This is a genomic window from Providencia sp. PROV205 (assembly GCF_028479505.1).
GTDB classification, from domain to species: Bacteria; Pseudomonadota; Gammaproteobacteria; order Enterobacterales; family Enterobacteriaceae; genus Providencia; species Providencia huaxiensis.
This window is the reverse complement of sequence record NZ_JAMPNU010000013.1, coordinates 112,003-127,366: the sequence shown is the minus strand read 5'-3', so window position 1 is coordinate 127,366 and position 15,364 is coordinate 112,003. Positions and strand designations below refer to the sequence as shown.

General features: G+C 41.2%; 14 protein-coding genes. 9 read left to right on the top strand and 5 right to left on the bottom strand.

The genetic code is table 11. The features are described from left to right. Nucleotides 1–13 precede the first annotated feature (13 nt). From srmB to PR800_RS09505, 4 genes are all read right to left on the bottom strand, one after another. A complete protein-coding gene (srmB, locus tag PR800_RS09520; protein WP_102137498.1) occupies nt 14–1,351 on the bottom strand; it encodes an ATP-dependent RNA helicase SrmB in 1,338 nt (445 codons plus the stop codon). A 182-nt stretch (nt 1,352–1,533) separates the two neighbouring features. Continuing rightward, a complete protein-coding gene (gltS, locus tag PR800_RS09515; protein ID WP_166267584.1) occupies nt 1,534–2,739 on the bottom strand; it encodes a sodium/glutamate symporter in 1,206 nt (401 codons plus the stop codon). Nucleotides 2,740–3,011: 272 nt separating this feature from the next. Then, nucleotides 3,012–3,929 carry a formimidoylglutamase gene (hutG, locus tag PR800_RS09510; protein WP_272530640.1) on the bottom strand — a complete coding sequence of 306 codons (918 nt, stop codon included), beginning with the start codon at nt 3,927–3,929 and terminating at the stop codon, nt 3,012–3,014. 2 nt (nt 3,930–3,931) lie between these two features. Further along, entirely contained in the window at nt 3,932–4,663 is a 732-nt protein-coding gene (locus PR800_RS09505) for an IclR family transcriptional regulator (protein ID WP_102137501.1), read from the bottom strand. 158 nt (nt 4,664–4,821) lie between these two features. On the opposite strand from PR800_RS09505, the gene trmN reads away from it, so the two are divergent. After that, on the top strand, nt 4,822–5,556 hold the full coding sequence (gene trmN, locus PR800_RS09500; RefSeq protein WP_206276823.1) for a tRNA(1)(Val) (adenine(37)-N(6))-methyltransferase TrmN: 735 nt from the start codon (nt 4,822–4,824) through the stop codon (nt 5,554–5,556). 47 nt (nt 5,557–5,603) lie between these two features. On the opposite strand, the gene nadB is transcribed toward trmN, so the two are convergent. Beyond that, nucleotides 5,604–7,199, bottom strand: a complete 1,596-nt coding sequence (nadB, locus tag PR800_RS09495) for an L-aspartate oxidase (protein WP_168222854.1) — start codon at nt 7,197–7,199, stop codon at nt 5,604–5,606. 394 nt (nt 7,200–7,593) lie between these two features. On the opposite strand from nadB, the gene rpoE reads away from it, so the two are divergent. From rpoE to era, 8 genes are all read left to right on the top strand, one after another. Next, entirely contained in the window at nt 7,594–8,172 is a 579-nt protein-coding gene (gene rpoE / locus PR800_RS09490; protein ID WP_166267576.1) for an RNA polymerase sigma factor RpoE, read from the top strand. A gap of 58 nt (nt 8,173–8,230) precedes the next feature. After that, complete coding sequence (gene rseA / locus PR800_RS09485; RefSeq protein WP_102137504.1) at nt 8,231–8,854, top strand: anti-sigma-E factor RseA; 624 nt, start codon at nt 8,231–8,233, stop codon at nt 8,852–8,854. Beyond that, nucleotides 8,854–9,804, top strand: coding sequence for a sigma-E factor regulatory protein RseB (rseB, locus tag PR800_RS09480; protein WP_102137505.1), 951 nt, complete (start codon nt 8,854–8,856; stop codon nt 9,802–9,804). Before rseA ends, rseB begins: the two co-directional genes overlap by 1 nt. A 3-nt stretch (nt 9,805–9,807) precedes the next feature. After that, nucleotides 9,808–10,272: a SoxR-reducing system protein RseC gene (gene rseC / locus PR800_RS09475; RefSeq protein WP_102137506.1), complete on the top strand. Its 465-nt coding sequence runs from the start codon at nt 9,808–9,810 to the stop codon at nt 10,270–10,272. A 419-nt stretch (nt 10,273–10,691) separates the two neighbouring features. Then, nucleotides 10,692–12,485 carry a translation elongation factor 4 gene (gene lepA, locus PR800_RS09470; RefSeq protein WP_102137794.1) on the top strand — a complete coding sequence of 598 codons (1,794 nt, stop codon included), beginning with the start codon at nt 10,692–10,694 and terminating at the stop codon, nt 12,483–12,485. Nucleotides 12,486–12,502: 17 nt separating this feature from the next. Continuing rightward, nucleotides 12,503–13,468: a signal peptidase I gene (gene lepB, locus PR800_RS09465; protein ID WP_102137507.1), complete on the top strand. Its 966-nt coding sequence runs from the start codon at nt 12,503–12,505 to the stop codon at nt 13,466–13,468. 301 nt (nt 13,469–13,769) lie between these two features. Continuing rightward, nucleotides 13,770–14,450, top strand: coding sequence for a ribonuclease III (rnc, locus tag PR800_RS09460; protein WP_102137508.1), 681 nt, complete (start codon nt 13,770–13,772; stop codon nt 14,448–14,450). Continuing rightward, nucleotides 14,447–15,355 carry a GTPase Era gene (era, locus tag PR800_RS09455; RefSeq protein ID WP_166267572.1) on the top strand — a complete coding sequence of 303 codons (909 nt, stop codon included), beginning with the start codon at nt 14,447–14,449 and terminating at the stop codon, nt 15,353–15,355. Before rnc ends, era begins: the two co-directional genes overlap by 4 nt. Nucleotides 15,356–15,364: the final 9 nt, after the last annotated feature.

Here is a 15,364-nt window from a genome sequence, read left to right as displayed (position 1 = left end):
CCGTTTTTAGTGACTAGCTTTTGTCGTTATCTGTTGATACGGAAGGGCTAGCAGGAGTACGACGTTTCCCAATATTTTTCTTGTCGCGATGGCGTACTTTTTCTTTTTTCTTGGCTTGTTCTTCTTTTTTCTTTTCTTTACGCTTAGCAAGTACTTTCTTCGATGGTTTTGGTTTATTTAACATCGCTTCTGAAGGGGCTTTAGTTGTTGGACGTAAAGAATCCACAACACGGATCTTGATAGGCTCTTCAATATAACGAGTAATTTTACCAAATAAAGGGAAATCATGCGCTTCGACTAAGGAAATTGCCGTTCCTTTACGGCCCGCTCGACCAGTACGACCAATACGGTGCAAGTACACATCAGCAGTTCTCGGTAAGTCAAAGTTAAATACATGGCTAACGTTTTCGATATCTAAACCACGAGAAGCCACATCTGTTGCAACGAGTACCTTAACTTGGCCATCAACTAGGCGGCGTACAGCTTCATTGCGTTTAGCTTGTGGCATTTCACCTTCGAGATAGCAAGGCTCGATACCGGCCTCACGTAGCCATTGAACTAATTCGCGTAAACGCTCACGCTTACGTACGAAAACGATGGCTTTGGTGACTTCGTCTTGTTTTAATAAATGGCACAGTAAGGCTGTTTTATGCTCTAGCGTGTCAGCTCGGTAATGAAATTGCTGAATTTTTTTACGTTCACGACGAGAAGGGTCTGCATCAATTTCAATTGGGTCTTCTAATAAGCGCTCAGCAAAATCACGAATCGCTTCGCCTTCAAGAGTGGCAGAAAACAGCATGGTTTGCTTACGCCAGCGTGTTTCACCTGCGATTGTTTCTATGTCATTTGCAAACCCCATGTCGAGCATGCGGTCAGCTTCATCAAGGATCAAAATTTCAACGGCACGGCAGTCAAAGTTTTCTTCCTTAATATATTGGAGTAGACGGCCTGTTGTTGCGACGACAATGTCTTGATTTTCGCTGAAAACTTCAGCGTGATTCATATAAGCTACACCACCCGTGATTGTAGCGATATCTAAGTGATTATGGGCGCATAATTCTTTTGCTTGGTCAGCAACCTGCATGGCTAATTCACGCGTTGGCGTGACAACTAGAACGCGAGGCGGACCTGATTTCTTTCTAGGGAAATCAAGTAAATGTTGGATCGCAGGCAGTAAAAACGCGGCGGTTTTACCTGTTCCTGTCGGGGCTGAACCTAATACATCGCGGCCATCCATTGCAGCAGGAATGGCTGCCGCTTGAATAGCGGTCGGACGTTGATAGCCTTTGTCTGAAAGCGCATCTATTAGGCTTTCATCAAGTTCAAGTTCAGTAAAAGTGGATGCAGTCATGATATACCTCTATTTGGGGCGCTGATTATAAACAGGTTAGCAAAATTGTTCACCTGAAAAAATCAGCTTTGCTCAAGTGTAACTGTTTTCATTACGGACAGGGAGCGATATATCGATACATATGAATGAAATACAGGGAAGATAAATAATTGAAGGAGGAGAAAGCTCCTCCTTCATCATGCTTAGCTAAGTATATTAATTAACCATGTATGATAAGGAATACCAACTAAGTCAATGAGCACCGCACCACTGAGTGGCACAATCATGAAAGCTTTCATTGATACTTGTTTGTAACGTTCACATACAGAGGACATATTTGCCATTGCATTTGGCGTTGCGCCTAAACCATGCCCCATTAAGCCAGCACACATTACCGCGGCATCGTAGTTTTTGCCTAATAAGCGGAAAATGACAAAGACAACTAATAGAATTAAAATAATGACTTGTGCCAATAATATGGTGAATAGTGGCAAAGCAACAGCTTTTAGTTCCCATATTTTCAGTGACATCATAGCCATAGTTAAAAATAGGCCAAGTGAAACTTCAGAGATAAGGTCAACCGATTTTTGGTTAATACGGAATAATTCTACTTGGTCATTAACATTGCGAATTACGATTGCAATGATCATCGCCCCAACATAGCTGGGTAATGAAAACCCGGTTGCTTTAGTAAATTGCGCTGAAGCGAATTGGCCGATGACCATAATCCCTAGGACGAGCGCCAGCATTTTTAGAAAAGCATGAGCATCGATAGATTCAATTTTCCCTGCGATAGTTTCAGGAACTTGAACTCGCTCAACGTTTTCATCTGCTTTAATCTGCACATTAAATTTCTTAATTAAGAATGTTGCAATAGGGCCACCGAGTAAACTTCCTGTAATTAGGCCAAAAGTTGCCGCGGCAATTGCTGCAACTGTTGCAGATTGCACACCAAGGCCTTCAGCCATTCCACCAAAGGCAGCCGCACCGCCATGGCCCCCAGTAAGTGAAACACCACCAGCCATGATACCAATAACAGGGTCAACACCGAGTAAATGCGCAAGGCCTGCACCAAAGGTGTCTTGGAAGATAACCACAAACCAGCAGATAAACAGGTAGATAAAGAGTAACCGGCCGCCACTTTTTAAGATGCGGAAGCTGCCATCAATACCAATAGTTGTAAAGAAGGCGACCATTAAGAAGGTTTGTAAACTGGTATCAAAGTTGATTTCGGCTAGGTTAAATGATTTAAGCCCCCAAATGATCAAACTAACGAGAAAACCACCAATGACGGGAGAAGGGATACAGAAGCGTTGTAGCCATTCGATGCGTTTTTTTAAGTGGATCCCCATGAGTAGGCAGATCACCGTTAGGAAGAGGGTGGAGAGTGTGTCGAGGTGTAGAATCATATTTTTCCCTTTTTAACTGTTGTCTTTCACGCTACAGCGTTGTTGGCCGCGCTCCGTTACCCTAGTCACATACTTTTGTATGCTCCTAGGGATAACGTCACTTGCCGCCTAGCTGTAACGCGAAATTCAATAGTTAAAAACTATTAAGTCATTGCGCTACGGCTAGTTTGATAATCAACTTCAAAGCTATTTTTATTGTGGTGTTTGAAAATTAATTATCTTAACAGCGTGAGAAACAGTGTATTTATCAGTCGAGTTGTTGTGTTGTTTTATTAGAATAAGTATTGGTAAATCAAATAAGCCGCGAGTTTGGCAGTATGGTTGTCAATATCAAATTCAGGGTTGCATTCTGCGATATCAAAAACAGCAATTTTTTGGCTGTGCTTGATAATGGCAAATAGTTCATCAAAAATTTCAGTGGAAATGCCTTTCGGTGCAGGCGCACTCACACCCGGTGCGATAGCTGCAGAAAATACATCTAAATCAACGGTGACATATAAATAGTCTACAGCGTCAATAAAGTTTTTAATTTTTTCAATAGCTTGAGGTAGCTTGGAATAAGCTAACTCTTTATCGCGGATATATTGGCAACCCAATTTATCTGCGGTATCGAATAGGACTTTTGTATTGCCATGATCAGCGATGCCTAAACATAAATACTGGAAAGGACGTTGGTGTTGCTGACACAGCATGGCGGACTGTAAAAATGGGGTGCCAGATGTGGCGACAGGGGCTTCGCGTAAATCAAAATGTGCATCAAAGTTGATAATGCCAATCGTTTTACCTGTTTGATACTGTTCAACATAGTCAAACAAACCTTGGAAGCTTGCAAATGCAACTTCATGACCACCGCCAAGGACAATCGGCTTTTGGTTATCAGCGAGGAGAGCAATAAGTTGGTCAGATAAACAGCGCTGTGCTGCTTCTAAATTGCCATCATCACAGCGAATTGTACCAACGTCTTTGATCGCAAGTGGTTGATGAATAGGCAACCCTGCCAGCTGATGACGAATTGCATCAGGGCCTGCTTTAGCGCCTTGGCGGCCTTTATTACGTCGGACGCCTTCATCAGAGGCAAAACCAATTAATGCAAATTTGGCGGGTGTGTGTTTGTTCATGACTTGGTGGATGCGCAAGTGTTCTTGTGTTTCACCATCTGTGCGCCCTTGCCATTGGAAAGGTTGTGTCATAGTTACTCCAAGTTAATTAGTTTAGTGATGTTATGCGCGGCTTGGCAGGTGTGCGTGATAAATTCATCCACACGATGCGTAGAACGAAATTCAGGTGCCATAACTGAAACGACCGCTAATACATCATTCCCTTTGAAAATGGGGGCAGAGACACCCAGTACGCCTTCATCGATTTCACTTACAGACATGCCGTAACCTTGTTGGCGTATTTGTTGTAAATCTTGTTGTAGCTTTATTTTTTGTTGTTCAGTGGTTAATTGCTTTGTATGAGCTTCAACCACTTGTTTTTGATAGAGTTCATGGCGAAAAGCTAACAATGTTTTCGCACTGGCGCCTTTAATTAAGGTATTACCACGACCAATAATAAAGGAACAGCGCAGTGCTTGTTCACTCTCAATCATGTCGACACAAATGGTTTCTCGTAGATTTGAGGTGATAATCGCCACGGTTTCTTGGGTTTTTTTCGCTAAAGTTTGTAGCTCTTGTTTAGAGGCGCTCATCAATAAACTGTGGTGATAGTATTTTTCTTGATTTTTGATACTCTGCGAACCGACGCAATATGTACCGTATTGTTTTGCGTGAGATACAAATTCCCAATCTATGAGAATTGTCAGTAACCGATAAACGGTTGATAATGGGATATCTAGCGCTGACGAAATAGACTGTGGTGTCACCGGAGAGGCGCAAGTTGTAATGTAAGACAAGATGTCTAAGGTTCTATTTATACTGTTCATGGCATCTCCTTTTTTTCGAACTTATCAGTAAATTTTTTCCGTCTCAAATATAATTCCCGTAATATGAGAATTATATTGTAGCAAATAGGTTAAATTATCACTTTTATTTGCTTAAAATGAGAATGATCGAATAAGTATTAACCAATTAGAGTGCCTGAATGTGTAAGCAACAAAAGAATTACCGCAAAGGCGGTTTTACGTTTAAACAGTTTTTTGTGGCTCATGACCGATGTGCGATGAAAGTGGGAACGGATGGTGTGCTATTGGGTGCTTGGGCCCCTGTAGAGGGTATCCTGTCTGCTTTAGATATCGGGAGTGGTAGTGGGTTAATCGCGTTGATGCTAGCACAGAGAAATACAATATTACGTGTTGATGCCGTTGAGTTAGATAGTGATGCAGCAGCGCAAGCGCAAGAAAACTTTATTGGGTCACCATGGGCTGAGCGTTTACAGGTTATCAACCAGGACATTGTAAGTTACAGCCAGTCGTCTCCCGCGCAATATGATTTAATTGTCAGTAACCCACCTTACTTCGAGCCTGCGGTTGCATGTCGAGATGAAAAACGAGACCAAGCAAGATATACATCAACGTTAACACATGATGTTTTACTTGAAAGTGCGAAAGCTTGCCTTGCTGCTCATGGACTATTTTGCTTAGTGCTACCACATGACGCAGGGGAGAAATTACAGAAGATGGCCGAAGATTCTGGCTGGTTTACTGCTTTTCGCATCAATGTGAGTGATAAAAGGGTAACACCTTATCATCGGATGTTGTTAGGTTTACGATTACAGAATATTGAAACTAAGGTGACATCATTAGCGCTCAAGGAAGAAAATGGGGAATATACCGATGAATTTCGTAAACTAATCCAACCATTTTATGTGAAATACTAAATTAGGTAAATACTAAAGCCGGCACTAAGGGCCGGCTAAAGTTTTGGTTATTCAGGCTGTAAAATAGTGGGGCCTGAATTAGGACGTGGCTCTGGGTAATCTAAGGTGTAATGTAACCCACGGCTCTCTTTGCGTTCTAATGCACAACGAACCATTAATTCAGCGACTTGAACTAAGTTACGTAATTCAAGTAAGTTATTTGAAATACGGAAATTTGCATAGTAGTCATGAATTTCTTGCTGCAATAGATGGATGCGACGCAGTGCGCGTTCAAGGCGCTTTGTGGTTCTTACAATCCCCATATAATCCCACATGAATAGACGTAATTCATGCCAGTTATGTTGAATAACAACCTGTTCATCTGAATTATGTACTCTGCTTTCATCCCATTCAGATAAATAGGGGATTTCATCGATCTGTTTGATCGTTTTATTAATGTTTTCTGCCGCAGCCCAGCCGTATACCAAGCATTCTAATAGCGAATTGGAAGCCATACGGTTTGCACCGTGCAAGCCTGTGTAGCTAACTTCGCCAATAGCATAGAGATTCGTGATATCAGTCATACCGGTTTCATCTACAATAACACCACCGCAGGTATAATGGGCTGCAGGAACGATAGGGATAGGCTCTTTGGTCAGGTCTAGCCCTAAAGTCATCAATTTCGCATAAATAGTTGGAAAATGATTTTTAACAAAATCGTTAGGCTTATGGCTGATGTCTAAATACATGCAATCAGCCCCAAGACGCTTCATTTCATGGTCAATAGCACGCGCAACAACATCACGAGGGGCAAGTTCACCACGATCGTCGTGATCAGGCATAAACCGGCTTCCATCAGGGCGCTTGAGGTAAGCCCCTTCACCACGTAATGCTTCAGTTAATAAAAAATTACGTGCTTGTGGGTGAAACAAACAAGTCGGATGGAATTGATTAAATTCAAGGTTAGCAACACGGCAGCCAGCTCGCCATGCCATTGCGATGCCATCACCAGAAGAAATATCTGGGTTTGTGGTATATTGATAAACTTTAGCCGCTCCACCTGTGGCGAGAACAATCGTTTTCGCTCGAATGGTTTCAACTTGTTCTTTTTGGCGGTTCCATACGTAAGCGCCTAGAATTCGTGGTGATTCAACCTCATTAGAAAGGATAAGGTCGACGGCATTATAACGTTCTTTAATATGAATATTTGGATGGGCAAAAGCGAGGTCGACTAAGGTGGTTTCAACTTCTTTTCCTGTCGCATCTGCATGATGTAGGATCCGACGATGGCTGTGACCACCTTCACGTGTTAAATGATACTGTGTTTCACCGTTCTCGGTAATTTCAGTATCGAATAAAACACCTTGGTCTATAAGCCATTGAACACAATGTTTCGCATTGGAGGCAATAAACTCAACCGCTTCTTTCTGGCAGATACCAGCACCCGCAATTAGCGTGTCTTCTACATGAGATTCGATGCTGTCAGTGTCATCAAAAACAGCGGCAATACCGCCTTGTGCGTAATAAGATGCCCCTTCACTGAGGCTACTTTTACTGAGAATGGTCACTTGATGAAAAGGGGCGAGCCGTAAGGCAGCTGAAAGTCCTGCGACACCACTCCCAATGATTAAAATATCAGTGTAATGCTGTGTGGATCCGTTCATAAGTGTTTGCATGTATATAATAGTATGTATTGAGTTTTTTATGTTAGCCTATCGAGTGCCCTATTGCTATTAGTGGATATCTGTTAAGACACAGTATATTGACCTAGCGCTATTTACGTATTCAAATGGTTTTACTGTGATAGCTATCGCATTCGTATTTAAAATCTGTATGCTGTCATATGAGTCTGCAAGATTATTATAGGCAGTTGTTTTAATAAGGATCTTTAAGATCATCTAAGTAATTTTTTTATCAGTTTTGTAAATTTTTGACTATTTTTTTAGATTAAATTGAACTTCAACGAATTCTACTACTCAAAGTAGTGCTTGCTTTAGGAAGGGAGAACATGATCAAGTTAACATATTATCGGCCTGAATTCGGGAGATATTTCCTGGAATGAGCGAGCAACTGACCGACCAGATTTTGGTTGAAAAGGTACAGAAAGGCGATCAACAAGCTTTCAACTTATTGGTGATAAAATATCAGCATAAAGTCGCGAGCCTAGTATCCCGCTATGTACCGCAAGCAGATGTGCCTGACGTTGCGCAGGAGTCATTTATAAAAGCCTATCGTGCCATTGGTTCGTTTCGTGGTGACAGCGCGTTTTATACTTGGCTTTATCGGATTGCGGTAAATACAGCTAAAAATTATTTAGTTGCCCAAGATAGACGCCCACCTGCGTCGGACTTGGAAGCGAGTGATGCAGAAAACTTTGAAACCGCAGGTGCCTTAAAAGAAATTTCGAACCCAGAGAACTTAATGTTGTCTGATGAATTAAAGAACGTTGTTTTCCGAACCATCGAATCGCTGCCTGAAGATCTTAGAATGGCAATTACGCTTCGCGAGTTAGATGGGTTGAGCTACGAAGAAATCGCAGAAATAATGGATTGCCCAGTTGGCACCGTACGTTCTCGAATTTTTAGGGCAAGGGAAGCAATTGACAATAAAGTTCAGCCACTGATTCAACAATATTGATATGTTAAATCAGTCAATTAAATATAATTGTGATGCAATTAACTGAAGGTAATTGGGCATGCAAAGAGAGAAACTTTCCGCAATGATGGATGGCGAAGTACTAGACTTAGAACTGGTCAACGCTATTTCACGTGATTCAACGTTAAAACAACGTTGGGAGAGCTATCATCTTATTCGTGATACTCTGCGTAACGATACTAGTGAAGTCATGCACTTTGATATTGCAAGTAAAGTTGCGGCAGCATTAGAGAATGAAGCTGTGCGTATTAATCCTCAGGTAGTTGTCGAATCGCAGCCAGAACCTGCGACTTGGGGGGCTTTCCCATTCTGGGGCAAAATTCGTCCTTGGGCGAGCCAGTTAACTCAAATTGGTGTTGCAGCTTGTGTATCTTTGGCCGTGATTGTTGGTGTTCAACAATATAACCAAAGTAGTGCTGTTGACTCTCCTGTTGACGAGCCAATGTTCAACACGATCCCTGTTGGTAGTGGGGCGCCAGTTAGCTTGAATATCTCAGATAACCAATTATTTGGTAATGAGCAGCAAATTCAACAAGTTGAACAACAAAATCAACGTATTAATGCGATGCTTCAACAATATGAAATTGAAAGACGCTCGATGCTTAACCAGCAATATCAAGAGTCTGCACAACCTGCGTCTTCAGCAGGAGTTAAATTGCAATAATGAACAAATGGTTATCCGTCATCTGCCTGACGGGCAGCCTGATTATTTCTAATCAAGCTTCGGCATCTGAACTAGATGCCGATGTTCTTTTTAAAGAAATGGGAAATGCTGCCCAGAACCTTTCTTACGAAATGTCTTATATGACATTCAGTCCGCAATCAATAACACCAGTACGTTACCGCCACGCAATCATTAATGGTGAGCCTGTTTCACAAATGATCCAAATGGACTCATCGCGTCGTGAAATTGTTCAAAAAGGCAATAGTATCAGTTACTTTGAACCTGGTTTTGATGCATTTAGCTTAAGTGGTAAATATATAGTTGATAATTTACCATCAGTAGTTTTTGCCAATTATCAACAGATTAAACCTTATTATAATTTTATTGATGCTGGGCGTACCCACATTGGCGATAGGCCAGCATTAGTAATTCGCATAATATCGAAAGACAATTCTCGGTTTAACTATGTAGTATTGATCGACGAAGAAACGAAATTGCCATTACGTATCGACCTTCTCGATAATAATAGCCAAACATTAGAACAATTTCGTGTGATCTCGACGGTGCTAGATAGCCAAACAGTTAAGGATTCATTACTTGCGTTAAGTAAGGTAAATATGCCGCCATTATTGATTTCCCCTAAAAATGGAAATCCTTCCTTTAAGTGGCAAGTTGGCATGTTACCACCTGGTTTTGAAGAAATATCCCGCTCTTCGCGAAAATTAGCTGAAGATGACGTGGTAGAAACCGCAATGTTTAGTGATGGTTTATTTACCTTTTCTGTAAATGTGACAAAATCGACTAAAGGCCCGTTACTTGACCAACCGCTTCAAAATGGGCGTCGGACTATTTACACCATGACGCAAAAGCAAAATGTCATCACTATCATCGGTGAATTACCGTTAGCAACAGCACAAGTGGTAGCAGGTAGTATTCAGTTTCGGGAGTAAATTATGGTAAAAGAGTGGGCAACAGTAGTCCGTTGGCAAAACGGTAGGGCTTTATTGCGCTATGGTTCTTCGTCCGGGTGTGGCAGTTGTGGTGCTCGTAAAACCTGTGGTTCTTATGCTTTAAGCAAAATAGGGCCAAATACGGAACATGAATTAGAAATTGCGATTGAACAACCGTTAGTTGAAGGACAAAAAATTGAAGTCGGTATTCCTGAAGGAAGTTTGATTCGTTCAGCGCTATTAGTTTATCTAACGCCTATTTTGGGGTTATTTATTTTTGCTGGCTTAGCGCAGGCGTTTGATTTTGAACAGTTCTGGATAGCGATTTCAGGTGTAATTGGTGGTATTATTGGTTTTTATGTCGCGCGTAGACTTGCATCAAATTGGCGTGATGATGAAGCTTTTCAACCCGTCGTTTTACAGATTGGGTTACCTCCAAACGAGCTTTCAGTGCAAATTAATTGCTAAATTTCAATATGTTGAGTTAGAAGGTTAATTTGATATTATCAATAGAAGGGGAACATATGTTTCCCTTTTTTGTGGATGAGAGTTAGTTAGCAGGCAAATAGTATTATGACAGATATAGTATTATGACAAATCAAGTCATTAACATATTTTGTCAGTTTTGAGTTAGAAATTACAATAGATTGATTATGGCTATAAAAGTGGTTGATGTGGGTCGTATCAATGATGAATTACGGCAACTAACCTATTAACCTGATGCAGGTTTACAGTTGTTTTACATTGAATCTTTGTGTTAGCGGGTTCTTATATGTAAAATGCAGCTAATTAACAATCTTGTGATAATCATAGCATTTTAGTTTTGTTGCGATATTTGCACAAAGCTGATTTTGTAAGGCAATTTAAAAGAAGATATTACCTTGAAAATCAATAATATAAGAAACTTTTCCATCATTGCTCATATCGACCACGGTAAGTCGACCTTGTCAGACCGCATTATTCAAATTTGTGGTGGTTTAACCGACCGCGAAATGGCGGCACAAGTTTTAGACTCGATGGACTTAGAGCGTGAGCGTGGGATCACCATTAAAGCACAGAGCGTGACGCTTGATTATAAAGCTTCAGATGGTGAAACTTACCAATTAAACTTCATTGATACACCGGGTCACGTTGACTTCTCTTATGAAGTATCTCGTTCATTAGCAGCCTGTGAAGGTGCTTTGCTGGTGGTTGATGCAGGGCAAGGTGTTGAAGCTCAAACCTTGGCAAACTGCTATACCGCTATCGAAATGGACTTAGAAGTTGTTCCGGTTTTAAATAAAATTGATTTACCCGCTGCCGATCCTGAGCGTGTTGCCGATGAGATAGAAGATATTGTTGGTCTTGACGCACATGATGCAGTTCGCTGCTCTGCAAAAACAGGTATTGGTGTTCAAGATGTGATTGAGCGCCTCGTTAAAGAGATCCCACCGCCTATTGGGGATGTAGATGCACCTTTACAAGCACTGATTATTGACTCATGGTTTGATAACTATTTAGGCGTTGTTTCATTGATCCGTATTAAGAACGGAACATTGAAAAAAGGCGATAAAATTAAAGTCATGAGCACAGGGCAAGTGTATAACGCAGACCGTCTTGGTATTTTCACACCGAAGCAAATTGACCGTGATGCTTTGAGTTGCGGTGAAGTGGGCTGGTTAGTTTGTGCGATTAAAGATATCACCGGCGCCCCAGTTGGGGATACGTTAACTGGCGCTCGTAATCCAGCAGATAAAGCATTACCTGGTTTTAAAAAGGTTAAACCACAGGTTTATGCGGGTTTATTCCCCGTAAGTTCTGATGATTATGAATCATTTCGTGATGCATTAGGTAAGTTAAGTCTAAATGACGCCTCTTTATTCTATGAACCGGAAACCTCGACAGCGCTAGGCTTCGGTTTCCGTTGTGGTTTCCTTGGCTTACTGCACATGGAAATCATTCAAGAGCGTTTAGAACGTGAATATGACCTTGATTTGATTACCACTGCACCGACTGTAGTATATGAAGTGCAGCAGACCAACGGTGATATTGTGTATGTTGATAGCCCATCTAAGCTACCAGCATTGAACAATATTGAAGAATTACGCGAACCAATCGCAGAGTGCCACATGCTGATGCCTAAAGAATATTTAGGTAACGTTATTACACTTTGTATTGAGAAACGTGGCGTTCAGACCAATATGGTCTATCATGGTAATCAAGTATCGCTGACTTACGAAATCCCAATGGCAGAAGTGGTATTGGATTTCTTTGATCGCTTAAAATCAACATCTCGTGGGTATGCATCTTTAGATTATGCATTTAAACGCTTCCAGACATCAGACATGGTGCGTGTTGATGTTCTTATTAACAATGAGCGTGTAGATGCTTTGGCCTTGATCACTCACCGTGCGAATTCTCAATATCGCGGCCGTGAACTGGTTGAAAAAATGAAAGAGTTGATCCCGCGTCAGCAGTTCGATATTGCGATCCAAGCAGCGATTGGTAACCACATTATTGCTCGTTCTACAGTTAAACAATTGCGTAAAAACGTACTCGCCAAGTGTTATGGTGGTGACGTTAGCCGTAAGAAAAAACTGTTGCAGAAGCAAAAGGATGGTAAGAAACGTATGAAGCAAGTTGGTAACGTTGAGCTACCACAAGAAGCGTTCCTTGCTATATTGCACGTTGGTAAAGACTAAGTTTACAAGGAGCCTCAATGGCGAACACCTTTGCCTTGATCCTAACACTGGCAACATTAATCACAGGGATTATATGGTGTTTAGACAAGTTTAAATTTGCACCTGCGCGTAAAGCAAAACTCAAGCAGTTACAGGATGCAGCGAATGGCGCAGTGAGTGAAGCGGATGTGGCAAATGCTGTCCGCCGTCCATCTTGGCTTGAAACAGGGTCGTCTATTTTCCCTGTGTTAGCGATTGTATTGATTGTGCGCTCATTTATTTATGAGCCATTTCAAATACCTTCAGGGTCAATGATGCCAACATTGTTAGTTGGTGACTTTATGTTGGTTGAGAAATTTGCTTATGGGCTAAAAGATCCAATTACCCAAACGACACTAGTCGAAACGGGTAAGCCAAAGCGTGGTGATATCGCGGTATTTAAATATCCGAAAGATACTAACGTGGATTTCGTGAAGCGTGTTATTGGTCTACCGGGAGATAAAATTGTTTATAACCCGGATGCTAAAGAGCTAACAATTTACCCTAATTGTGCTGACAACAAGTGCACAGAGAAACTGCCAATTGTTTATGGCCCTCTAGCCCCGAGTGAGTGGACAATGTTCCTTGATATCGGTTCTGTTGTTGATAACCAAAAAGGGAATTATGAAGTTCCGTTAGATCAAGCATTACCAAGAAATGCACTACGTCAGTATGAGCGCAGCGAAAAATTAGATACCGTAGAGCATCAAATTCTTATTATTCGCCAAGCGATTACTGAAGCAAAATATTTGCAACCAGGCATGCCGAAGAATGAATGGATTGTTCCTGAAAAGCACTACTTTATGATGGGTGATAACAGAGATAATAGCTCTGACAGCCGCATGTGGGGCTTTGTACCGGAAGAAAATTTAGTTGGTCGTGCGGTATTTATTTGGTTAAGTTTAGATAAGCAAGAAAACGAATGGCCGACGGGTGTACGCTTTAGTCGAATTGGTCCACTATAATTTGATTAGTCGGTTAGCTAAATATTGAAAATGCGGGTTTTCGTTTGAAAATCCGCATTATCCGAAGCATTATTGTTTTACCCAGTGTACAATATAAATTAATTAATATTATTGGCTCCTCAATTATTAACTCACCTATTTTAACTTATTGTAACTAATGGTTTTTTATAATTAGTTCCACTGAGCTGCAAAAAATGTGGGAAAATAAGGTGTCAGTGCAAACGCAACAGTTTTGTAAAATGGGACATTTTACAGGTCTGTTGCGTGTGCTTTTTTATCAAATAAAAATGGTTGGGCGCACATGAACCCCTCTTTATTAGAAAGATTACAGCGTAAGCTTGGTTATCAATTCAAACAGAACGAATTATTAATCCAAGCATTAACACATAGAAGTGCAAGCAGCAAACATAATGAGCGTCTAGAATTTTTAGGTGACTCGATTTTAAGTTTTGTGATTGCAAATGACTTATACCATCGTTTTCCAAAGGTAGACGAGGGGGATATGAGTCGCATGCGAGCAACGCTTGTACGCGGAAATACATTAGCAGAAATCGCACGTGAATTTGAACTCGGTGAATGTTTACGTTTAGGGCCGGGGGAATTAAAAAGCGGTGGTTTTCGTCGCGAATCTATCCTTGCTGATACTGTTGAAGCACTGATCGGTGGTATTTTTTTAGATAGTGATATCCAAACGATCGAAAGAATTATTTTAGATTGGTATCAAAGTAGACTGGTTGAGATCAGTCCGGGTGATAAACAAAAAGACCCGAAAACAAGGTTACAAGAATATCTGCAAGGGCGCCATTTACCACTACCTAATTATTTGGTTGTTCAGGTTAAGGGTGAAGCTCACGATCAAGAATTTACGATCCACTGTCAAGTCAGTGGTATTGACCAACCGATTAATGGCGTTGGCTCAAGCCGTCGTAAAGCGGAGCAAGCAGCAGCAGAACAAGCATTGAAAATTTTGGAGCTTGAATGAGTGAATTACAATCCCACTGTGGTTTCGTCGCCATAGTTGGACGGCCAAATGTCGGTAAATCGACATTATTGAATCAATTACTGGGGCAAAAAGTTTCGATTACATCGAGAAAGCCACAGACGACTCGCCATCGTATTATGGGGATCCATACAGAAGATAATTACCAAATTATTTATGTTGATACCCCAGGACTTCATATTGAAGAAAAACGTGCAATTAACCGTTTAATGAACCGCGCTGCATCCAGTTCAATCGGCGATGTTGAGTTAGTTATTTTTGTTGTTGAAGGGACTAATTGGACCGCTGATGATGAGATGGTACTGACCAAGCTATCTAGCTTACGCTGCCCTGTGATCTTAGCGATTAATAAGATTGACAACGTCACTGATAAAACGGTTTTACTTCCTCATATTGGTATGATCAGCCAGAAAATGAATTTCTTGGATGTTGTTCCTATCAGTGCAGAAAAAGGTGTAGGTGTTGATACCATTGCTAAGATTGTAAAACAGCATATCCCTGAAGCAGTGCACCATTTTCCAGAAGACTATATTACTGACCGTTCGCAGCGTTTTATGGCATCAGAAATTATCCGAGAAAAGCTCATGCGTTTCTTAGGTGACGAACTGCCATACTCAGTTACAGTTGAAATTGAACAATTTAAAGTAACAGATGCGGGTATTTACCATATCAATGGCTTAATTCTTGTTGAGCGTGAAGGCCAAAAGAAAATGGTTATTGGTAACAAAGGTAGCAAACTGAAAACTATTGGTACCGAAGCGCGTATCGATATGGAAAGAATGTTTGATAACAAGGTTCACCTTGAGCTTTGGGTTAAGGTTAAATCTGGTTGGGCTGATGACGAAAGAGCATTACGCAGCCTAGGTTATGTTGACGACCTAAAATAGTAGGTGGCA